The following is a 19,172-nucleotide window of genomic DNA, read 5'->3' as shown; positions in this document are numbered from 1 at the left end:
GTCACATCAGGCCCAGATCGGCGGGGCTTTCCCCCTGCAGCACGGGCCGGGTGAAATGGCGGTCCCAGCGGCGGATGCATTTGGTGCGGGCGGAATGATCGTAGGCGGCGATGCAGGCCGGATCCGTTTCCATCTCCACCCGGTAGGCCTCATAAGCGGCCAGCGAGGGAAAGCTGAAAGCGCACCACGCCAGATCAGACGGTCCTTCGGAGGGCAGCCAATAGCCGTGATGGGTACCGCCCATCCGGTTGATGTTGTGAATCCACGCCTTGGCGTAGATTTCAAAGTCACCCACCTTGGCCGGGTCGATTTCGTATTTCAGAAAACAGGTGATCATTTTTTCTTCCCGAACCCGCTGAGGCCCGGGGGCAGCGCCATGCCGCCGCCGCCCATCCCGCCCAAACCGCCGGGCAGTTTGCCGCCCATCTGCTTGGCGGCGGCTTCCAGCGCCTTGGGGTCCATGCCTGCGGCCATCTCTTCGGGGGAGGGGCCACCTTTGCCGAACATGCCCTTCATGGCCTGTTTGAGCATGCCGCCCTTGCCCATCTTACCCATCTTTTTCATCATGTCGCCCATCTGGCGGTGCATCTTCAGGAGCTTGTTGAGCTCGGACACCTCAAGGCCCGCGCCCTTGGCGATACGCTTCTTGCGGCTGGCTTGAAGGATTTGCGGGTTGGCGCGCTCTTTCTTTGTCATCGACTGGATCAGCGCGATCTGCCGTTTCAGGATGCTGTCGTCAAAGCCCGCCTCCTCGACCTGTTTGGCCATCTTGTTCATGCCGGGCATCATCCCCATCATGCCCTGCATGCCACCCATCTTCTGCATCTGCTCAAGTTGCATGCGCAGGTCATTCATCGAGAAATGACCCTTCATCATGCGTTTGACCATCTTTTCGGATTGCTCAATCTCGAGCGTTTCCTGCGCCTTTTCGACCAGCGCCACGATGTCGCCCATGCCGAGGATGCGGCCTGCCACGCGGTCCGGCTCGAACGTCTCAAGCGCGTCCATCTTTTCGCCAAGACCCACGTATTTGATCGGCTTGCCCGTCACCGCGCGCATCGACAGCGCTGCCCCACCGCGCCCGTCACCGTCCATCCGGGTCAGCACGACCCCGGAGATGCCGATGCGCTCGTCGAAGTTCTCCGCCGTGTGCACCGCGTCCTGCCCGGTGAGCCCGTCGACGACCAGAAGCGTCTCGCGCGGGGTCGTGACATCGCGCACCGCTTCGACCTGGCGCATCAGTTCCTCGTCGATGGACAGACGCCCGGCGGTGTCCAGCATGTAGACATCATAGCCGCCCAGAGAGGCCTGCGTCTTGGCGCGTTTGGCGATGGCAACGGGGTCTTCGCCCTTGACGATGGGCAGGGTGTCGACGCTGATCTGGGTGCCCAGGATTGCCAGCTGCTCCATCGCGGCGGGGCGGTTGACGTCGAGGGAAGCCATCAGCACGCGTTTGCCGTCCCGCTCCGTCAGGCGTTTGGCCAGCTTTGCGGTTGTCGTGGTCTTGCCCGACCCCTGCAGCCCGACCATCAGGATCGGCGCTGGCGGGTTGTCGATCTTGAGCGATCCCGGCTCGCCCTCACCTTTGAGCACATCGATCAGCGCGTCATGTACGATCTTGACGACCTGCTGGCCGGGCGTGATGGATTTGGTGACCGCTTGACCTGTCGCCTTGTCCTGCACGACCTTGACGAAATCGCGCGCTACCGGCAGCGAGACATCCGCCTCAAGCAGCGCCACACGCACTTCGCGCAGCGCGGTTTTCACGTCTTCCTCGGAGAGAGCGCCCTGCTTTGTCAGGCGGTCAAAGACGCCGGACAGGCGTTCGGACAGGTTTTCAAACATGGGCCATGGCCCCCTTCATGTCGGTTGCGGGATACCTCGGAGATAAGCACCCTGCCTCAAATTCTCAAACGTCAAACGCCCCCGTGGGCGCAACGCGCTGACGGAGGGCGATCCCGAAGAGTGTCGGGACCGGAAGGCTGAAGCTTCCGGAATTCGACCTGCACTTAAGCGGCGGGCCGGGGCGAGTCAAGCCATGCGTTGATGGTGTTGACGGCCTGATCCTGTTTCAAGTTGTACCGGTAGAGCGACGTAAGTGGGTCGTCCAATTGGGACTTGGGAGCAAGTTTGATCCGGTACCAAAGTTTTGGTTGCAAATCCAGCGGTTTGCCCTGATCGACATCAACAACAGCCTTTTCGATAGAGGCTAGCGGTATCGTACGTTGGAACGCCAGCTTCCCGTGTTTCCTGCGTTCGTAGTGGATTTGGTTCGACCTGCGGTCAAAAATGAATGCATCACGGTCAAACATCCCTTTCGAACTGCCAAGGTATAGTATCAGCAGGAAGGACAATAAAAAACAGCCCCAGACGGGGCGATGCCTGAGCAAAGAAAAAGTGGTAGAGATAACCGCCGCAACTCAGCATCAACAGCACACAAAGCACCGTTGGCACCCATTTGGGTCGTGTCTCCATCATCAGTCGGTCGGCTGACATCTCGCGAATTTTCATGCACGCCAGTGGACACCCGAAATCTGGCAGCCGTAAGGCGCATTCGGGTCAAGGGAAGCGGCGCGACTGGTTTTTGACGCGCCGCGAAACTTGTTTTGAGAAACGGCTCGGTCTGTCTTCAGGCGGCCAGAGCGTCGATCTGCGCCGTTGCTTTGCCAAGAGCGGTGTCGGCATCCAGCATCATCTGGTCTGCTGCAACTATCTCGACGTCATGAATGCCGATGAAGCCCAGAAAATGGCGCAGATAGCCTGTGGCAAAATCGATATCCGATCCGACCGCTGTCCCGCCCGAGGACGCCGCAATGATGGCACGCTTGCCCTCAAGCAACCCAACCGGCCCTTTGTCCGTATAGTCAAATGTCACGCCCGCCCGCGCAACCTGGTCGATCCAGGCCTTCAGTGCGGCCGGGACGCCGAAGTTGTAGATCGGCATCCCGATCACCAAGGTGTCGGCGGCCTTGACCTCCGCCACCAGAGCATCGGAGAGATCGAGTGCGGCGCTTTGTGCCGCGGTGCGTTGATCTGCGGGCGTGAAGCTTGCCGCGACCCAGTTTTCATCAATCTGCGGGACGGGCTCCGCCAGGTCGCGTTCAAGGATGGTCCCGCCGAGCCTTTTGGCAATCCGGGCTGTCAGGTCACGAGAGGTTGAGCCCGTCTGCCGGGCGGATGAATTGATAAGCAGTACCGTATCTGTCATTTGAAGACCCTTCAGAACGTTGGTTTGCAGTGCTGACATCAGAGTTGAGCACAACAAATAAAAACTCAATATTGCCAGGCGAACGGCTACTGTGCATGAATGCAGATATTGCGCTGCTGGCCAGCGGTCATCGAAACGAGGCCTTCATGGACAATTGGGACGAGATTAAAACGGCCTTTCAGGTGGCGCGTATGGGCACGGTCAGCGGGGCTGCTGACGTCTTGGGGGTACACCATGCCACTGTCATCCGGCACATTGATGCGTTGGAGGGGCGACTGGGTGTCAAACTCTTTCAGCGTCACGCGCGCGGGTATACCGCGACCGAAGCGGGGCGGGATCTTTTGCGGGTCGCACAGGCCACTGACGACCAGTTCAACCAGCTGGCCGGACGCATCAAAGGTCGCGGCAACGAGGTTTCCGGCGATCTGGTCGTCACGTCGCTGATTGATCTGGCACCCCGCATGGCACCGATACTGGTGGCTTTTCAGGAGGCCTACCCGGACGTGGTGGTCCGCTATCTGACCGGAGAGCGCTTGTTTCGTCTTGAGTATGGCGAGGCGCATGTGGCCATCCGCGCGGGCACGGTGCCCGCGCAGCCCGACAACGTTGTTCAGACCTTCCATACCCACCGGATGGGGCTCTATGCCAGCGCCCGGTATATTGAGAAACACGGCAAACCCGATGGGGTCGACAGCTTCAAGGACCACCGCTTTGTCGCGCATGACGCAGATGACAGCCGTGCGCCGTTTGAAAAATGGCTGCGCCAGCATGCGCCTGTATCGACCCTCGTGTTTCGCAGTACCGATACCCGTGCTTTGCGCGCGGCAATCATTGCAGGCGCGGGTATCGGTTTTTTGCCCGTTTTCGAGGCGCAGGCGCATCCCGAACTCCAAGAGGTCCATCCCGAACAGGAGGTTTGGAGCGGGCCCTTGTGGTTGGTGACCCATGTTGATCTGCACCGCACGACCAAGGTGCAAACCTTCCTCAACTTTCTCAAAGCGGCGGCAAAAGACTGGGACACATGACGCCTCATGCACAAGGCCACGCGGCGATGCTGATGTTTTCAGCTCTGGTGGCCGGGTCTTTTTCGCTCGGGGCACAGGTGGCAAACGACATTGCCCCGGCGGCCCTGAACGCGGTGCGGTTCTGGGTGGCTGCGGCAGTCATCGGTTTGCTGGTGATCTTTACGACCGGGTTCCCGCTGAGCGCCTTTCGGGCGCTCTGGCGCTATGCGGTGCTCGGCGGTCTGTTCGGCGCGTATTTCGTGCTGATGTTCGAGGGGCTGAAAACCGCGCCGCCGGTGAGTGCCGCGGCGGTCTTTACGCTCACACCGCTGCTCACCGCCGGATTTGGGTGGGCCTTGTTACGTCAGCGAATGACGCCGCGCATGGCCGTGGCGTTGGTGATCGGAGGCCTCGGAGCGTTGTGGGTGATTTTCAGAGCAGATCTCGCAGCCTTGCGTGCCTTTGAGGTCGGACGAGGCGAAATGATCTACTTCGCCGGCTGCATCTGCCATGCTCTCTACACCCCGATGGTGCGAAAACTGAACCGCGGAGAGCCCGTGCTGATCTTTGCCTTTGGCACATTGGTGGGGGGTGGTGTTCTGCTGACGGTCTTTGGATGGCGCGATCTGATTGTAACGCCTTGGGGGGGCATGCCAGCCCTGGTCTGGATCACGCTGGGCTATGTGGCGGTCTTTGCCTCGGCTGCAACCATCCTGCTTCTCCAGACGGCTACGTTGAGGCTGCCATCAGCCAAGGTCATGGCCTATACTTATCTGGTCCCCAGTTGGGTCATCCTGTGGGAAATCGCTTTTGGCAAGGGTCTGCCCGCCACCGTGATCTTTGGCGGTGTCGTCCTGACGATCATCGCCTTGGGTCTTTTGCTGCGGGACGAGGAAAAGCCCTGATCGGGAACATCGCAGCCTTTTGCGCGTTCATCACCTGACGCAACATGCAAAGGAGACCGAAATGCGCAGCATCATTTATCTTGTGGGCCTCGTGGTGGTGGTCATGGCGATCCTGAGCTTCGTTGGCATCGCATAGACGCCCCTAGCGATCGCCGCCGGATGCGTCGGGCAGTTCGGTGGCGAGAAACCTTTCAAAAGCATCCAGATTAACCGGCTCAAACTGTCCAAAACCCTGCATCCAGACGGAGGCGGCCCGCAATGCGTCTGGCTCCAGCTTGCACCATTTCACGCGGCCGTGCTTTTCCTGGCTGATAAGGCCCGCGGCTGTCAAAACACCCAAGTGTTTTGAGACCGCCGCAAGCGACATCTCAAACGGCTCCGCCACGTCGGTGACGGCCATGTCATCTTCGAGCAACATGGTAAGAATGGCCCGGCGTGTCGGGTCGGCCAGTGCCGCAAATACCTGGTCCAGATCACGTGTCATGTGACAGCCTCTGCACAGTTGCCGTATAATCGTCAACCAGATGGTTGAATAAGCTTTTGCGTGCAGACCATCCTGTTTCCGCCCTGCGGCACGGTGACTTGCCAATCGCGAATTCATGTTTAATGACTTAAAATCAACCGTTTGGTTGGCATTTTTCCAGCGCTTGAACCCGGTTGACTCGCGCCGTGCTGCGCCGTAGCAACGTCACAACTCCATGGGGGGTAGTTTACGTGTGAAAGATCCTGACCAACAGCAGCGCATCAAGCAGCTTGAGGAAAAGATTGCAGCCGCGAAAAAGGCGCAAGAGCCGGGCCCCCGAACGGATGAGCATTATTCTCAGGCGCAGTTGGCCTGGCGGATGGTGATCGAACTTGTGGCCGGTCTTGGGATCGGTTTTGGCATTGGATACGGGTTGGATGTTCTGCTCGGAACGATACCCATTTTTCTGGTGCTGTTTACGATGCTGGGTCTGGCGGCCGGGGTAAAGACGATGCTCCGCTCCGCCAAGGAAATCCAGGAAAAGAAATTGGCCGAAGAGGCCGAGGATCGAGACGAGGGGCCTTGAGATGGCGACAGACGCAGACGGTGGCTTGGTTTTCAAGCCGATGGAGCAATTTGAGATCCAGTCTCTCTTTGGTGGTGAGATTGCCTGGTATACGCCCACCAACACCGCATTGTGGATGGGCCTTGCAATCTTCGCCGTCATACTGTTGCTCGTTGTTGGCAGCCAAAAGCGGTCCATCGTACCGTCGCGTTCGCAGTCGGTGGCCGAACTGGCGTACGGGTTTATCTACAAGATGGTGGAGGACATCTGCGGCAAGGAAGGCCTGCGGTATTTCCCCTATATCATGACGCTCTTCATGTTCATCGTCTGCGCCAACTTCCTCGGCCTGATCCCCACAGCCTTCACGCCGACCTCGCATTTTGCCGTGACTGTTGTGCTGGCGATGGCCGTGTTCATCACCGTGACGGTGTTGGGCTTTGTCAAAAACGGCGCAGCTTTCCTGGGCCTGTTCTGGGTTGCGTCCGCCCCCCTCGCGCTGCGCCCCGTGCTGGCGATCATCGAAATTATCTCCTACTTCGTGCGCCCGGTGAGCCACTCCATTCGTCTGGCGGGCAACGTCATGGCGGGCCACGCGGTCATCAAGGTGTTCGCAGGATTTGCCGCGATTGCTGCTGTCAGCCCCGTGGCTGTTCTGGGCATCACCGCAATGTACGGTCTGGAGGTCCTCGTGTCCTTTATTCAGGCTTACGTCTTTACCATTCTGACATGCGTCTACCTCAAGGACGCACTTCATCCGCATCACTAATTCGGGCGATTTTCAAACCCGTCCGCATCCTCAACTTCCAATCGTAAGGAGAATTCACATGGAAGGCGAACTCGCACACATCGGCGCAGGTCTGGCGGCAATCGGTTCTGGCGCTGCAGCCATCGGGGTCGGCAACGTGGCCGGCAACTATCTGGCAGGCGCCCTGCGCAACCCCTCCGCGGCAGCCAGCCAGACAGCAACACTCTTCATCGGTATCGCTTTTGCAGAAGCGCTGGGGATCTTCGCATTCCTCGTCGCCCTGCTGCTGATGTTCGCTGTCTAAGACCTAAAGACAGACAACGATCCTTACGGTCGGGCGGCGCATATCCTTGCGCGGCCCGAATGTAACAACCCGCTTCCACCGCAGCCCGTTTCTTGCAGGAGAGTAGAATGGCAACTGAAACAACTGGCGCTGATGTCGCAGCCTCGAGCCCCGGCATGCCGCAGCTCGATTTTTCGACGTGGGGGAACCAGATTTTCTGGTTGGTGGTCACGCTTGTGGTTATCTACATGATCCTGTCGAAAGTGGCACTGCCGCGCATTGCGGCCATTCTGGCGGAACGGCAGGGCACGATCACGAATGACATCGCGGCTGCCGAAGACATGAAGGCCAAGGCGCAGGAGGCCGAGGCTGCCTACGACAAGGCGTTGGCCGACGCCCGCACCGAAGCACACCGGATTGTTGCAGAAGCCAAGGCGGAAATTCAGAGTGATCTGGATGCCGCAATCGCAAAGGCCGATGCAGAGATCGCGGCAAAAGCGGCCGAATCCGAAAAGGCAATTGCCGAGATACGGGCGGGGGCCGCGGAAGCGGTTCAGCAAGTGGCGAAAGACACCGCGCAGGAAATCGTGGCAGCCATGGGCGGTAAGGCGGATGCAAAGACCGTCGATGCTGCTGTGACCGCGCAATTGAAAGGATAACGCCAATGCTTCGTTTCCCCCGCATCGCGACTTTGGTCCTGGCCGGCATGGCCGCCACGCCGGCGCTCGCCGCAGACGGCCCGTTCTTTTCGCTGAAAAACACCGATTTTGTCGTCCTTCTGGGCCTCATCGTCTTTATTGGCATCCTGATCTACTTCAAAGTGCCCGGGCTTGTCATGGGGATGCTGGATCAGCGCGCCGATGGCATACGCTCCGAACTGGACGAAGCGCGCGCGCTGCGCGAGGAAGCGCAGAGCCTTCTGGCCAGCTACGAACGCAAGCATCGCGAAGTGCAGGAACAGGCAGACAGGATCGTCGCCGCCGCCAAGGAAGAGGCGCAGATCGCCGCAGATCAGGCCCGCGCGGATCTGGAAGTGTCGCTGGTGCGCCGCATTGCCGCTGCGGAAGACCAGATCACGAACGCTCAATCCGCTGCCATCAAGGAAGTGCAGGACCAATCCGTGACCATCGCCATTGCTGCGGCGCGTGCTGTCATCGCCGACAAGATGACGGCGGCCGAGGCCAACAGCCTGATCGATGCCTCGATTCAGGACGTAGAGGCCAAGCTGCACTGACCAGCGCCTCACAGGATCAAATGCTGAAAAACCCGGCCATCTGGTCGGGTTTTTGCGTCAATCCAGTGTGAAATTTTTGTGACAATTTCAAAAAGCGGGGTCAGATCAAGTTCTGCAACCATGCCTCTCCGCACTCTGGGTCCGAATGCTTGACCCTTTGCCGATGGAGACACCGCGATGTTTGATGACACCTATGCCCCAAAGCCTGCTGGCCATACAGCTTCCTTGCGAAACGCGCAGCCGTTTTTGTCGGTCCGCAATCTGACGCTGCACTACGGTGAGAAACAGGCGCTGCGGGATGTAAGCTTTGATCTCTACGACCAGGAAATCCTCGCTTTCATTGGTCCCTCAGGCTGTGGGAAGTCGACGGCGCTCAAGTGCCTGAACCGGATGCATGATGAAACACATGGGGTGCGTATCGACGGTCAGATCATCATGCATGGCCAAGATATCAACAGCCCCGACATTGACCCGCCCGTGCACCGTCGGCGCTTTGGCTGGGTGGCGCAGAAACCGAACCCCTTTGCGGCCTCGATCTATGAAAACGTGGCCTATGGTGCCCGCATTCACGGCCTGATGCGGAACCGCAAGGAAATGGCTGCGCATGTGGAGCACTGTCTGCGCCGGGCGCATCTGTGGGAGGAGGTGAAGGATCATCTGCATAAAAAATCCGGCCATGACCTTTCCGGTGGGCAGCAACAGAGGCTTTGTATTGCGCGGGCGCTCTCGACAAAACCCGAGATCCTGCTGATGGATGAGCCGACAGGCTCCATCGACCCGGTCGCGACCGCAAAGATCGAAGAGCTGTTGCTGAGCTTGCGCGACGATCATGCGGTTGTCATCATCACCCATTCGATGATGCAGGCGAAACGGATTGCGGACCGTGTGGCTTACTTCCACCTGGGTGAGCTGCGCGAACTGGCCCCGACCGAGTTTCTTTTTTCAGCCGCCCAGGACGCAGACGCGCGGGCGTTCGTCGCCGGCAGGTTTGGCTGATCTCAAGGTCTCAACGGTCCTGCACGGCATGGTCAAGCCGCTGTTGCGCGACCTCTTCATGCTGGGCTGCCTTGGCTTCATTGCGCAGGCACGCCTCGATGTAGTTCAGATGCGCCTCGACCGCCGCCCGCGCGCCCGCACCGTCTCGGGCCTGCAAGGCCGTATTGATCTGACGATGCTGGTCCAGCAACAGGCTGCGCGTGATGCGCTGTTTGAACATGACCTGCCGGTTGTAGAAAACCCCCTCGCGGAGCAGCTGGTACATTGAGCGCATCATGTGCAGCATCACCACATTGTGGCTCGCTTCAATGATCGACATGTGAAATTCAGCATCAAGCCGCGCCTCTTCCTCGGGATTGCGTTTGCCATTGGCCACTTCCATCTTGTTCATCAACGCCTGCACGACCTTCAAATCCGTGCTGGAGGCGAGCTCAGCGGCCCTTTCCGCCGCCAGCCCTTCCATATCGCGCCGAAACGACAGGTAGTCGAAAACCGCTTCCTCATGGCGACCAAAGAGATCCACCAGCGCAGGGGAGAATGCGGACCCCAGAACATCGGCGACATAGACCCCCGCGCCTGCTCTGGTGCTCAGCAACCCTTGTTCTTGCAGCAAGCCGATTGCCTCGCGCAGGATCGGGCGCGATACGCTGAGCCGCTCGGCCAGCTCCCGCTCAGACGGCAGGCGTTCGCCGGGCCGCAGGATGCCCCGCAGGACAAGCGCCTCGATCTGGCGCACGACGGCGACAGAAAGCTTTTCGGATGTGACAGGGCGAAAGGGCATTTATCTCTCCTATTGGTCAAAATATATGACCACTTCCAACGACCCGCAATTGCTTTTCGACATCAGGAAGTCGCGGTTGGTTGCCCCTTCGGGCGTCAATATCTTGTGGATAACTAGAGGTGTGGCGCAGATTGTGGTGCGATACTGTTGACACCATAGGGGCTCGACCGCCACGTTGGACACCTCTGGGAATCACTGGAACACCCGACTTGCGCTTTTCAAAACTCAGACTGACCGGCTTTAAAAGCTTCGTGGACCCCACCGATCTTATCATCGCGGACGGGCTGACCGGCGTTGTCGGACCAAACGGGTGCGGTAAATCCAACCTGCTGGAGGCCCTGCGCTGGGTGATGGGAGAAAATCGCCCCACGGCGATGCGGGGCGGGGGCATGGAAGACGTGATTTTTGCCGGGGCCGCCACCCGACCCGCGCGCAACTTCGCCGAGGTCGCACTCCATATCGATAACACCGAGCGTCTGGCCCCGGCAGGCTTCAACGACAGTGATGCGCTTGAGATCGTGCGGCGGATCACGCGGGATGTGGGCAGTGCCTACAAGGTCGGTGCCAAGGACGTGCGGGCCCGCGACGTGCAGATGCTGTTTGCCGATGCATCGACCGGCGCGCATTCGCCAGCCCTTGTCCGTCAAGGTCAGATTGCGGAGCTTATCAATGCAAAACCCAAGAGCCGCCGCCGTATCCTGGAAGAAGCGGCCGGGATCTCGGGGCTCTACCAGCGCCGCCATGAGGCCGAGCTCAAGCTCAAGGGCGCCGAGACAAATCTGGCGCGTGTTGATGATGTGATCGAACAGCTGGCAGGGCAGCTGGCGCAACTGGCCCGTCAGGCGCGGCAAGCGGCCCGGTACCGGGAGATCGGCAATGATCTGCGGCGGGTCGAGGGCATGCTGCTCTACCGGCGCTGGCGCGAGGCGGACGAGGCGCGCGCCGAGGCTGAGGAAGCCCTGCGCAAGCAGATCACCGCTGCCGCTCAGGCCGAAAGTATCGTGCGGCAGGCCGCCAAGGCACGCGCGGCAGCGGAAGATGCTTTGCCGCCCCTGCGCGAGGAAGAGGCCATCGCTGCGGCAGTTGTCCAGCGCCTTGCGGTCCAGCACGATACGCTCAGCGATCAGGAAGCCCGCGCGCAGGCCCTGATCGAAACGCTGACAGGCAGGATTGCACAGCTTGCGCGGGATATCGACCGGGAGGGTGGGTTGAACCGCGACGCGGGAGAGACCATTGACCGCCTCGCCTGGGAAGGGCGCGAGCTTGAGAAGGCGGCTGAGGGTCATGACGAAGCACTGGCCGAGGCGGCTGCCGCCTCCCGGGAGGCGGCAGCCGTCTTGCAGACCCGAGAGGGGGAGATGTCTCAGCAGACCGAAGATGTGGCGCGGCTTGCGGCCCGGCACGGGTCTGCGCAGCGGCTGCTGGAGGATAGCCAGAAGACGCAGGCCAAAGCCGATGCCGAAGCAACCAAAGCACGCGACGCGGTTGTCACGTCCAAGGCGGCTCTGGTGAAGGCCGCGACGGATTTCGAGGCGGCGCAAAAGGCCGAAGCGGTCGCTGTGGCTGCCGCTGCCGAGGCCGACAAGGCGCTTGTTGATGCGGATGAGGCGCGGGCCGACACTCAGGCACTTGAAGCCGAGGCGCGGGCTCATCGTTCGGAGGCCGAAGGCGAGATGAACGCGTTGCGGGCCGAGGCGGGCGCCCTGGCCAAGCTGTTGGAGCGCGACACAGCCGAAGGGGGACAGATCCTGGATCGGCTGCAGGTCGGCCATGGGTTTGAAAAGGCGCTTGGGGCGGCGCTCGCTGATGATCTGCGTGCCCCGCAGGTGGATGCGGATGGCCCGTCGGGCTGGGCGCTGCTGCCAAGCTATGAGACCGCGCAGGACCTGCCCGCAGGTGTCACGGCGCTGACGTTGCATGTCTCGGTGCCGGATGTCCTTGAGCGGCGGATGAGCCAGATCGGCCTTGTGGATCCGGATGAAGGGTCCCGATTGCAACAGGCGCTGAAGCCCGGTCAGCGGCTGGTGTCGACCGAAGGGGATCTGTGGCGCTGGGACGGCTATCGCGCCTGGGCCGAGGATGCGCCGTCGGCTGCGGCTTTGCGGCTGCAGCAGCTTAATCGGCTTGAAGAATTGAAACAGGCGCTGGAGCAAGCCACACAAAAGGCCGCAGGGGCACAGGCGGCGCATGAGGCGCTGACAGCACAGCTCACAGAGCTGACCAAGGCCGATGCCCTGGCGCGGGATGCCCGGCGCGCGGCGGATCGTCTGGTTGCGGAAGCCGGGCGCGCGCTGAGCCGGGCAGAAGCGGATCGCAACCTCGCGGAGGGGCGGCTGGAATCGCTGGGTCTGGCCGTGACACGCCATGAAGAAGAGGCAATGGGGGCCCGCACCCGCCTCAAAGAAGCAGAACGCGCGCTGGCAGAACTGGGCGATCTGGCGGAGGCCCGCGCGCAGGTCGAAGCGGTCCGCATGGCGGTTGAAGCCTCTCGTATCACGATGATGAGCCGCCGGTCTGCCCATGACGAACTGCGCCGCGAAGGAGAGGCGCGCGCCAAGCGGGCGCAGGAGGTTATCAAGGAGATCAGCGGCTGGCGGCATCGGCTCGAAACTGCTGAAAAGCGGAGTGCTGAGCTGGTGGAGCGCAAGGCGGCGGCGGAAACGGAGCTCAAGGAGGCCAGTGCCGCCCCCGAAGAGATCGCGGCAAAGCGGGCGGAGTTGAGCGAGGCGATCGAGGCCGCGGAGGCCCGCAAGGCGGAAAGCGCTGATACGCTGTCAAAGGGCGAAGCGGCCCTGCGCGAGGCGACGGTTGCGGAACGGGATGCCGAGCGGCAGGCGTCAGAGGCCCGCGAGGCCCGTGCGCGCGCCGAGGCCCGCTGTGATGCGGCCAGGGAGACCGTGGCGTTGGCGGCGGAACGGATTGCGGATGAAAGCCAGGTCACGCCCAGTCAGTTGCTCGCGCAGCTTGATGTGGTGCCTGAGGAGATGCCGCGCGCGGAAGCACTGGAAGCGGATGTGAACCGGCTCAAACGGCAGCGCGATGCTTTGGGGGCGGTCAATTTGCGGGCCGAAGAGGACGCCAAGGAGGTGCAGGAAGAGCACGACACCCTCGCACAGGAAAAGGCCGATCTGGAGGAAGCGATCAAGACCCTGCGCGGCGGCATCGCCAGCCTCAACCGGGAAGGGCGCGAGCGGTTGCTGACGGCCTTTGAGCAGGTCAATTCCAACTTTTCAATGCTTTTCACGCATCTCTTTGGTGGCGGTGAAGCCAATCTGGTGATGGTCGAAAGCGACGATCCGCTGGAGGCAGGTCTTGAGATCATGTGTCAGCCGCCGGGCAAGAAGCTCTCCACCCTCAGCCTGCTGTCGGGGGGGGAGCAGACCCTGACCGCGATGGCGCTGATCTTTGCGGTTTTCCTGGCCAATCCGGCCCCGATCTGCGTGCTTGATGAGGTCGATGCGCCGCTGGATGATGCGAATGTCACGCGGTTTTGCGATCTGCTGGACGAGATGTGCCGCCAGACCGAGACGCGGTTTCTCATCATTACGCACCACGCGGTGACGATGGCGCGGATGGACCGGCTCTTTGGCGTCACCATGGCGGAGCAGGGCGTGAGCCAGCTTGTCTCTGTCGATCTGAAGAAGGCCGAGACGCTGGTGGCCTGAGGCTGCGGATCACCCATTCGTGTCGCGACTTTGTGGCCTGCGCCGCTATAATCAAACCCATGAAATTCTTGATGTCTTTGGCGGCCCTTTGTGTCGCGATGCCCGCGTTCGCCGCGGATTGGGCGCTGCGTGAGACCGACCGGGTGCTGACGCGGGACGAGGTAGAGACCTTGACGACCGGTCAGACAATTGTCTTTTACGATGACGGTCAATCCAGATATGCGGCTGGAGGGTCGTATTCCTATACCTATGCTTCCGGCGAGGCCGCCTTTGGCAGCTACCGTATCGCAGAGGATGGGACGGTCTGTATTCAGTATCGCAATGGTTTCGGGCGATGTGACAGGTATGTGCAAAGCGGCACGCGCTTTGTTTTACTCACGCAGGACGGCTTGCGATTTCCCATCAGATCGACGGGAAAAAACTGACCTCGCAAAGCGCGCAGCCCTGCGAGGTCGAGAAGTAAAACTAACCTGAATGTAAGTTTCGACCAGAAAGCTAAGTGTAAACGGCTAAAAAGTGGTAAATACCGAGCACGTCAAAGGCTGTTGAGCAGTGCAGGCGTTGGCCATGCATCGGCGGGCAGGCCCAGCCGCTGCTGTTCTTTTTGCACGGCGATCCGGGTGCGCGCGCCCAGTATGCCGTCGATTTTGCCTACGTCATGACCTCGGGCCTGCAGTTTGGTTTGCAGGGTTTTCATCTGATCGCCGCTCAGGCCAGTATCAGGGTTGCCACGCTGCATGGCGGGCGCGCCCTCCAGCAGGGTCCCGAAATAGGCGGCTGTGACCACATAGGTAAAGCTTTGGTTCCAGTCGAAATAGACGTTGAAATTGGGATAGGTGATGAAAGTGGGCCCCTTGTGGCCCTGCGGCAGGATGATCGAGGCCGCGACACCCTGGTGCAGCGACCCGTTGCGGGGGCTAACTCCCAAAGCGGCCCATTCCCGCACCGGTTTTGTGGTGTGAATACCGGTCTGGGACCAGTCAAAATCTTGTGGCATGCGCACTTCCTGCAACCAAGGCTCGCCCGGTCGCCAGCCAAAGCCGGCCAGCATGGCTGCCCCCGAGACAAGCGCGTCCGGAGCAGATGTCTTGAGGCGCACCTGGCCATCCCCATCCGCGTCCTGACCGTGTTCGAGGATATCGCGTGGCAGCATCTGAACCATGCCAATTTCTCCGGCCCAGGCCCCGGTCGTGGTGCGCGGATCAAATTCGCCCCGCTCGTAAAGCTCAATAGCGGCAAAGACCTGTGGACGGAAAAGGTTGGGTCTGCGGCAATCATGTGCCAGCGTCACCAGCGCGTTGGCGGTGTTGAAATCGCCCTGAAAGCCGCCGTAATCCGTCTCGAACGCCCAGAAGGCCAGCAGGACACCGCGATCCACGCCGTAGCGTCGGTCAATCAGATCAAAAACCGCGTCATAGTCGCGGCCCAGTTGCTGGCCTTTCCGCATGCGACTGTCGGAGATCAGGTTGCGCGAAAAATCCAGAAACGGTTTTTGAAAGACGCCTTGGCTGCGGTCTGCGCGCAGCACGCTCTCACTTTGCTGCACGCCTGAGAAAAAGCGATCAACCGCCGCCGGGGCGTGCCCCTTTTGCACGGCTTCCGCCTTCATACCTTGAACAAAGCTTTGGAAATTGCCGCCGCAGGCTGCCAGAGCCAGCGTTGGAGCGGTCAGCAGACCAAGAGAAAAAAGAAAAACAGACAGACGCATCGGGGTCTCCCGCAGGGTTAAAGAAACAACATTCCAAAAAGCGCAGATACCACCAGCATGAGCGCCCAGGCCTTCCATAGCATGACAATAGTTTCGTCAATGTCTACGGCGGTCAGATTGCGCCGCCCTGCTGCATTGACCCACGGAAAATCCTGCAAGCGCCCGTTGTAGGTGCGCGGACCGGACAGGGCGATCCCCAGAGCGCGGGACATCGCCGCTTCGGGCCAGCCTGCGTTGGGGGACCGGTGCAGCCCCGCATCCGCGCGGAGTGCGGCGGCGTCGAACTGCTTTGCCGGCAGCGCGATCAGCGCGGCTGTCAGACGGGCGGGCACCAGGTTGAGCAGATCATCGGTACGGGCAGCGGCCCAGCCAAAGGCCTCGTGCCGTGGGGTGCGGTATCCGATCATGCTGTCAGCGGTATTGACCATCTTATAGGCCAAAAGGCCCGGCAGCCCGCCGATCAACAGCCAGAAAGCGGGGGCGATGACCCCGTCCGACAGGTTCTCTGCCGCGCTTTCGATGGCCGCCCGCGCGGTTTGGCTCTCGTCCATGTCCGATGTGTCACGGCTGACGATCATCGCGACGGCTGTCCGACCATCCGCGACAGAGCGGCACAACCCGTCGGCCACCGCGGTGACATGTTCGACAAGCGAACGCTGGGCCAGAAGGATCGCCGCAACGATGATCTCTGCCACAGGGCCCAAGGCCCCGATGGCGATGCCAAGCATCACGGCCAGCGCGACAGCAGCGCTCAGGCAGGCCACGCCTTTGGCACGCCGCTCCGTGCCGATGTTAAAGGACCGGTCCAACCATCCGATCAGGCGCCCCATCAAGACCGCCGGATGCGGCACGCGCGACCACAGCCATCGCGGCTCGCCCAAGGCTGCATCAAGCAGCATGGCACAGACCAGCACCAACGCAATGTTCATGCCAGGGCGGCTTCGAGCCGGGGCCAATGCAGCGTATGTGGCAGCCCCAGGCGCAGCCACTGTGCATCGTAGGGAAAGCAGCGTGACCAGATGTGGTGCCGCGCCAGCCGGTCTTGCCAGGCTGCGGCGTCCTCCACGCGGTAAAGCCGAAAGAGGGTGGTCCCGCCCAGGGGATCCGCTCCCGCCCGCTGCATCAGGCGGTCAAGCCGGGCGCTGTCCTCAGTCAGTCGACGGCGTGTTTGCTCTGCCCAAGCATGATCGCGCAGCGCGGCGGCCCCGATGGTCAGCGCGGGCCCGGCCACCGCCCAGGGCCCAAGACGGTCGCGAAGCCGGGCGATGAGCGTCGGATCACCGATCGCAAAGCCCAGCCGCAGACCGGCAAGCCCCCAGAATTTCCCAAAGCTCTTCAGCACCAGCGTTCCTTTTTCCTTACTCGCCGCTATCAAGGATTGCGCGGGGAGAGTATCGCAAAAGCTTTCATCGATCACGGTCAGATCAGCGTCCGGCACCGGCAGAGACTGCGTGGTCCAGACCCTGCCATCCGGATTGTTCGGATGCACAATGACTTGGGCCTGCGCGGCACCGGTATCGGCGATCTCCCAGCCATAGGCTCGGAAGGCCGCCGCGTGTTCGTTATAGGTCGGGCCGGGGATCGTCACACGGCCCTTTGCGATCAGACCTGGGATCTGTGCAATCAGAGCGGAAGCGCCGGAGGCTGCCATAATCGCAGCGCCGTCCGGGACGTTCCAGCACGTGCGTGCGGCGGCTATCAGCTGTGCCAGCGCCGTCTGATCGGGGAGCGCTGTCCAGGCCTCCTGAGGCACGGAAGGTATCGGATAGGGGTGCGGGTTTATGCCGGTGGAAAGGTCGGCCCAGCCGATTCGGCTGCCCCCGTACCGGGCACAAGCGGCATCGATGCCGCCCCCGTGATCGCGTTCCTGTCCTGTCAACAATAAACCTAATCCATGCTTATTCGGCGCAAATCCGCGTTTCTGTCCGTTGCTGAAAGCGGAAATTAGCCGGTTATTCAAGTCTGAACGGAACGATTAAGATTGCTGGCGAGGCTTTAACGCTTTCTTAATCTTTGAGGAACACCAAGGATAGCATATTTCACATATTTTGGTGTACTTACCGGAATGGAGGTCCATGAAAGTCCTGATCGTCGAAAGCGAGAATGGTCTTGCGAATATATGGCAAAGGCATCTCCAGCGCATGGGGATGACCGTATCGAGGGCGCGTGGGCAAGACGGTGCAATTGCGCATCTGAGCGCGACCCCGACAGACATAATTATTCTTGATCTGATGCTCGCCGAAGGCTCGGCGCTGGCGGTCGCGGACTATGCGAGTTACCGCCTGCCGGACGCGCGAGTCATCTTCGTCACGAACACAACTTTCTTCTCCGACGGTTCGATCTTTTCGTTCGCGCCGAATGCCTGTGCCTTTGTCCAGAGTGCGACCCCGCCAGAGGACCTGGCCGCCATGGTGGAGCACTACGGCCCGGCGGAGGAAGTCGGCCCCGCAGGTGCGCTCTGATCCAAGACAGCGTCTGCTGCGCGTGGCAGGCGGCAGGGATCAGTCACGCCCGTGGGGGGCGTTGAAATCAAGCTGAGGATTTGTCGGGATGATCCGCTGCGGATTGATGCTGTCATGGCTGTAATGGTAATGGCGCACGATGTGATCGAAATTGACGGTTTCCGCGATGCCCTCTTGCTGGAAAAGCGCACGGGTATAAGCCCAGATATTGGGGTAGTCGATGATCCGCTTTCGGTTGCATTTGAAATGCAGATGATAGACCGGATCAAAACGGACCAACGTGGTGAAAAGCCGCCAATCCGCCTCTGTCAGAGGGTCGCCTATCAGGTAGCGGTTCTGCGCAAGGCGCGTCTCCAGGCAGTCGAGCGTGTCAAACAGCGGACCAATCGCGGCGTCATAGGCAGTCTGCGTTGTGGCAAAACCGGCTTTGTAGACTCCGTTGTTCAGCGTGTCGTAAATCCGGTCGTTGATGGGGGCGATGGCCTCGCGCAGGGGTGCGGGCCAATAATCGTCGGTATTCCCGGTCAGCTCATCGAAGGCGTTGTTGAACATCCGGATGATTTCGGAGCTTTCGTTTGAAACGATCGTTTCGCGCACTTTGTCCCAAAGGATCGGCACCGTGACCCGTCCGGTGAACGTCGGATCGGCGCGGGTGTAGATTTCACGTGCGAACCGTGACCCGTAGAGTGTGTCTCCCGTTGCCCCCTTCTTGTCTGTCTCGAAGGTCCAGCCGTCCTGCAGCATGTCGGGATGAACGACTGAGAGGGTGATATGATCCTCAAGCCCTTTGAGGTGGCGAAAAATCAAAGCACGGTGCGCCCAGGGGCAGGCATAGCTGACATAGAGGTGATACCGGCCCGAATCGGGTGTAAAGCCAGCGTCACCGGTAGGCCCTGCCGCCCCGTCCGGGGTGATCCAGTTGCGGAATTTCGCATCCTGCCGCTTGAATTTTCCGCCCGTTGATTCTGTGTCGTACCACTGATCCTGCCAGACCCCGTCTACCAGCAATCCCATGCCCAAGCTCCTTATTGTTCTGCGCCTGCTTAAATATCCGGTTACTGCAAGCCCAGAGCAATCTGCGCGCAGACAGGCTGCGTTGGTGCACAGCGGTTTTCTGCATGACATAAAAACTTAACTTGCATTTTACCGGATT

At 60.7% G+C, this 19,172-nt stretch carries 21 protein-coding genes; 11 read left to right on the top strand and 10 right to left on the bottom strand.

The genetic code is table 11. The features are described from left to right. Position 1: 1 nt before the first annotated feature. From H7847_RS04960 to H7847_RS04945, 4 genes are all read right to left on the bottom strand, one after another. Positions 2-337, bottom strand: a complete 336-nt coding sequence (locus H7847_RS04960) for an NIPSNAP family protein (RefSeq protein ID WP_227268282.1) — start codon at positions 335-337, stop codon at positions 2-4. Then, positions 334-1,845, bottom strand: a complete 1,512-nt coding sequence (gene ffh, locus H7847_RS04955) for a signal recognition particle protein (protein WP_227268281.1) — start codon at positions 1,843-1,845, stop codon at positions 334-336. Before ffh ends, H7847_RS04960 begins: the two co-directional genes overlap by 4 nt. 164 nt (positions 1,846-2,009) lie before the next feature. Beyond that, on the bottom strand, positions 2,010-2,312 hold the full coding sequence (locus H7847_RS04950) for a hypothetical protein (protein WP_227268280.1): 303 nt from the start codon (positions 2,310-2,312) through the stop codon (positions 2,010-2,012). 317 nt (positions 2,313-2,629) lie between these two features. Next, on the bottom strand, positions 2,630-3,208 hold the full coding sequence (locus H7847_RS04945; protein ID WP_227268279.1) for an FMN-dependent NADH-azoreductase: 579 nt from the start codon (positions 3,206-3,208) through the stop codon (positions 2,630-2,632). Positions 3,209-3,354: 146 nt separating this feature from the next. On the opposite strand from H7847_RS04945, the gene H7847_RS04940 reads away from it, so the two are divergent. Then, a complete protein-coding gene (locus H7847_RS04940) occupies positions 3,355-4,233 on the top strand; it encodes a LysR family transcriptional regulator (RefSeq protein ID WP_227268439.1) in 879 nt (292 codons plus the stop codon). Continuing rightward, positions 4,230-5,117 (top strand): DMT family transporter, encoded by an 888-nt coding sequence (locus H7847_RS04935; protein ID WP_227268278.1) that lies wholly within the window; start codon positions 4,230-4,232, stop codon positions 5,115-5,117. The genes H7847_RS04940 and H7847_RS04935 overlap by 4 nt, the downstream gene beginning before the upstream one ends. Before the next feature lie 142 nt (positions 5,118-5,259). Here H7847_RS04935 and H7847_RS04930 read toward each other — a convergent pair whose 3' ends face one another. After that, the gene (locus H7847_RS04930) at positions 5,260-5,601 is read right to left on the bottom strand and encodes an ArsR/SmtB family transcription factor (protein WP_227268277.1); all 342 of its coding nucleotides are present in this window, start codon (positions 5,599-5,601) and stop codon (positions 5,260-5,262) included. A 232-nt stretch (positions 5,602-5,833) separates the two neighbouring features. Between H7847_RS04930 and H7847_RS04925 the strand changes: the two genes are divergently transcribed. From H7847_RS04925 to H7847_RS04900, 6 genes are all read left to right on the top strand, one after another. Continuing rightward, positions 5,834-6,166, top strand: coding sequence for an AtpZ/AtpI family protein (locus tag H7847_RS04925; protein ID WP_227268276.1), 333 nt, complete (start codon positions 5,834-5,836; stop codon positions 6,164-6,166). 1 nt (position 6,167) lies between these two features. Further along, complete coding sequence (locus H7847_RS04920) at positions 6,168-6,911, top strand: F0F1 ATP synthase subunit A (protein ID WP_227268275.1); 744 nt, start codon at positions 6,168-6,170, stop codon at positions 6,909-6,911. 58 nt (positions 6,912-6,969) lie between these two features. Next, positions 6,970-7,194 (top strand): F0F1 ATP synthase subunit C, encoded by a 225-nt coding sequence (locus H7847_RS04915; RefSeq protein WP_011567586.1) that lies wholly within the window; start codon positions 6,970-6,972, stop codon positions 7,192-7,194. 107 nt (positions 7,195-7,301) lie between these two features. Next, positions 7,302-7,832, top strand: coding sequence for a F0F1 ATP synthase subunit B' (locus H7847_RS04910; RefSeq protein WP_227268274.1), 531 nt, complete (start codon positions 7,302-7,304; stop codon positions 7,830-7,832). A gap of 5 nt (positions 7,833-7,837) precedes the next feature. After that, positions 7,838-8,407 carry a F0F1 ATP synthase subunit B gene (locus tag H7847_RS04905; protein ID WP_227268273.1) on the top strand — a complete coding sequence of 190 codons (570 nt, stop codon included), beginning with the start codon at positions 7,838-7,840 and terminating at the stop codon, positions 8,405-8,407. Between the two features lie 177 nt (positions 8,408-8,584). Continuing rightward, entirely contained in the window at positions 8,585-9,403 is an 819-nt protein-coding gene (locus H7847_RS04900; RefSeq protein ID WP_227268272.1) for a phosphate ABC transporter ATP-binding protein, read from the top strand. A 10-nt stretch (positions 9,404-9,413) separates the two neighbouring features. Here the strand turns inward: H7847_RS04900 and H7847_RS04895 are convergent, their stop codons facing one another. Then, positions 9,414-10,184 (bottom strand): FadR/GntR family transcriptional regulator, encoded by a 771-nt coding sequence (locus tag H7847_RS04895; protein WP_227268271.1) that lies wholly within the window; start codon positions 10,182-10,184, stop codon positions 9,414-9,416. Positions 10,185-10,393: 209 nt separating this feature from the next. Between H7847_RS04895 and smc the strand changes: the two genes are divergently transcribed. Further along, positions 10,394-13,849, top strand: a complete 3,456-nt coding sequence (gene smc, locus H7847_RS04890; RefSeq protein WP_227268270.1) for a chromosome segregation protein SMC — start codon at positions 10,394-10,396, stop codon at positions 13,847-13,849. Between the two features lie 71 nt (positions 13,850-13,920). Then, positions 13,921-14,274: a hypothetical protein gene (locus tag H7847_RS04885; RefSeq protein ID WP_227268269.1), complete on the top strand. Its 354-nt coding sequence runs from the start codon at positions 13,921-13,923 to the stop codon at positions 14,272-14,274. A 110-nt stretch (positions 14,275-14,384) separates the two neighbouring features. On the opposite strand, the gene H7847_RS04880 is transcribed toward H7847_RS04885, so the two are convergent. Genes H7847_RS04880 through cobD form a run of 3 tightly spaced genes read right to left on the bottom strand, consistent with a single transcriptional unit; the run spans position 14,385 to position 17,436 of the window. Then, positions 14,385-15,557, bottom strand: a complete 1,173-nt coding sequence (locus H7847_RS04880) for a lytic murein transglycosylase (protein WP_227268268.1) — start codon at positions 15,555-15,557, stop codon at positions 14,385-14,387. A gap of 17 nt (positions 15,558-15,574) precedes the next feature. Next, positions 15,575-16,486, bottom strand: coding sequence for an adenosylcobinamide-phosphate synthase CbiB (gene cbiB / locus H7847_RS04875; RefSeq protein WP_227268267.1), 912 nt, complete (start codon positions 16,484-16,486; stop codon positions 15,575-15,577). Continuing rightward, positions 16,483-17,436 carry a threonine-phosphate decarboxylase CobD gene (gene cobD / locus H7847_RS04870; protein ID WP_227268266.1) on the bottom strand — a complete coding sequence of 318 codons (954 nt, stop codon included), beginning with the start codon at positions 17,434-17,436 and terminating at the stop codon, positions 16,483-16,485. The genes cbiB and cobD overlap by 4 nt, the downstream gene beginning before the upstream one ends. A 196-nt stretch (positions 17,437-17,632) precedes the next feature. Here cobD and H7847_RS04865 point away from each other — a divergent pair, with 196 nt between their 5' ends. Further along, positions 17,633-18,019 carry a response regulator transcription factor gene (locus H7847_RS04865; RefSeq protein WP_227268265.1) on the top strand — a complete coding sequence of 129 codons (387 nt, stop codon included), beginning with the start codon at positions 17,633-17,635 and terminating at the stop codon, positions 18,017-18,019. Between the two features lie 39 nt (positions 18,020-18,058). Here H7847_RS04865 and H7847_RS04860 read toward each other — a convergent pair whose 3' ends face one another. Beyond that, positions 18,059-19,033, bottom strand: a complete 975-nt coding sequence (locus H7847_RS04860; protein ID WP_227268264.1) for a glutathione S-transferase family protein — start codon at positions 19,031-19,033, stop codon at positions 18,059-18,061. Positions 19,034-19,172: the final 139 nt, after the last annotated feature.

The sequence above is a fragment of the Roseobacter weihaiensis genome (assembly GCF_020622345.1).
GTDB lineage: Bacteria > Pseudomonadota > Alphaproteobacteria > Rhodobacterales > Rhodobacteraceae > Roseobacter > Roseobacter weihaiensis.
The sequence above is the reverse complement of the archived record's forward strand: the minus strand, read 5'-3'. Positions and strand labels throughout refer to the sequence as shown.

Coding starts and splice junctions, on each gene's coding strand:
- H7847_RS04960 (WP_227268282.1), bottom strand. CDS start 337: ATGATCACCTGTTTTCTGAAATACGAAATCGACCCGGCCAAGGTGGGT.
- ffh (WP_227268281.1), bottom strand. CDS start 1,845: ATGTTTGAAAACCTGTCCGAACGCCTGTCCGGCGTCTTTGACCGCCTG.
- H7847_RS04950 (WP_227268280.1), bottom strand. CDS start 2,312: ATGTTTGACCGTGATGCATTCATTTTTGACCGCAGGTCGAACCAAATC.
- H7847_RS04945 (WP_227268279.1), bottom strand. CDS start 3,208: ATGACAGATACGGTACTGCTTATCAATTCATCCGCCCGGCAGACGGGC.
- H7847_RS04940 (WP_227268439.1), top strand. CDS start 3,355: ATGGACAATTGGGACGAGATTAAAACGGCCTTTCAGGTGGCGCGTATG.
- H7847_RS04935 (WP_227268278.1), top strand. CDS start 4,230: ATGACGCCTCATGCACAAGGCCACGCGGCGATGCTGATGTTTTCAGCT.
- H7847_RS04930 (WP_227268277.1), bottom strand. CDS start 5,601: ATGACACGTGATCTGGACCAGGTATTTGCGGCACTGGCCGACCCGACA.
- H7847_RS04920 (WP_227268275.1), top strand. CDS start 6,168: ATGGCGACAGACGCAGACGGTGGCTTGGTTTTCAAGCCGATGGAGCAA.
- H7847_RS04915 (WP_011567586.1), top strand. CDS start 6,970: ATGGAAGGCGAACTCGCACACATCGGCGCAGGTCTGGCGGCAATCGGT.
- H7847_RS04910 (WP_227268274.1), top strand. CDS start 7,302: ATGGCAACTGAAACAACTGGCGCTGATGTCGCAGCCTCGAGCCCCGGC.
- H7847_RS04905 (WP_227268273.1), top strand. CDS start 7,838: ATGCTTCGTTTCCCCCGCATCGCGACTTTGGTCCTGGCCGGCATGGCC.
- H7847_RS04900 (WP_227268272.1), top strand. CDS start 8,585: ATGTTTGATGACACCTATGCCCCAAAGCCTGCTGGCCATACAGCTTCC.
- H7847_RS04895 (WP_227268271.1), bottom strand. CDS start 10,184: ATGCCCTTTCGCCCTGTCACATCCGAAAAGCTTTCTGTCGCCGTCGTG.
- H7847_RS04885 (WP_227268269.1), top strand. CDS start 13,921: ATGTCTTTGGCGGCCCTTTGTGTCGCGATGCCCGCGTTCGCCGCGGAT.
- H7847_RS04880 (WP_227268268.1), bottom strand. CDS start 15,557: ATGCGTCTGTCTGTTTTTCTTTTTTCTCTTGGTCTGCTGACCGCTCCA.
- cbiB (WP_227268267.1), bottom strand. CDS start 16,486: ATGAACATTGCGTTGGTGCTGGTCTGTGCCATGCTGCTTGATGCAGCC.
- H7847_RS04865 (WP_227268265.1), top strand. CDS start 17,633: ATGAAAGTCCTGATCGTCGAAAGCGAGAATGGTCTTGCGAATATATGG.
- H7847_RS04860 (WP_227268264.1), bottom strand. CDS start 19,033: ATGGGATTGCTGGTAGACGGGGTCTGGCAGGATCAGTGGTACGACACA.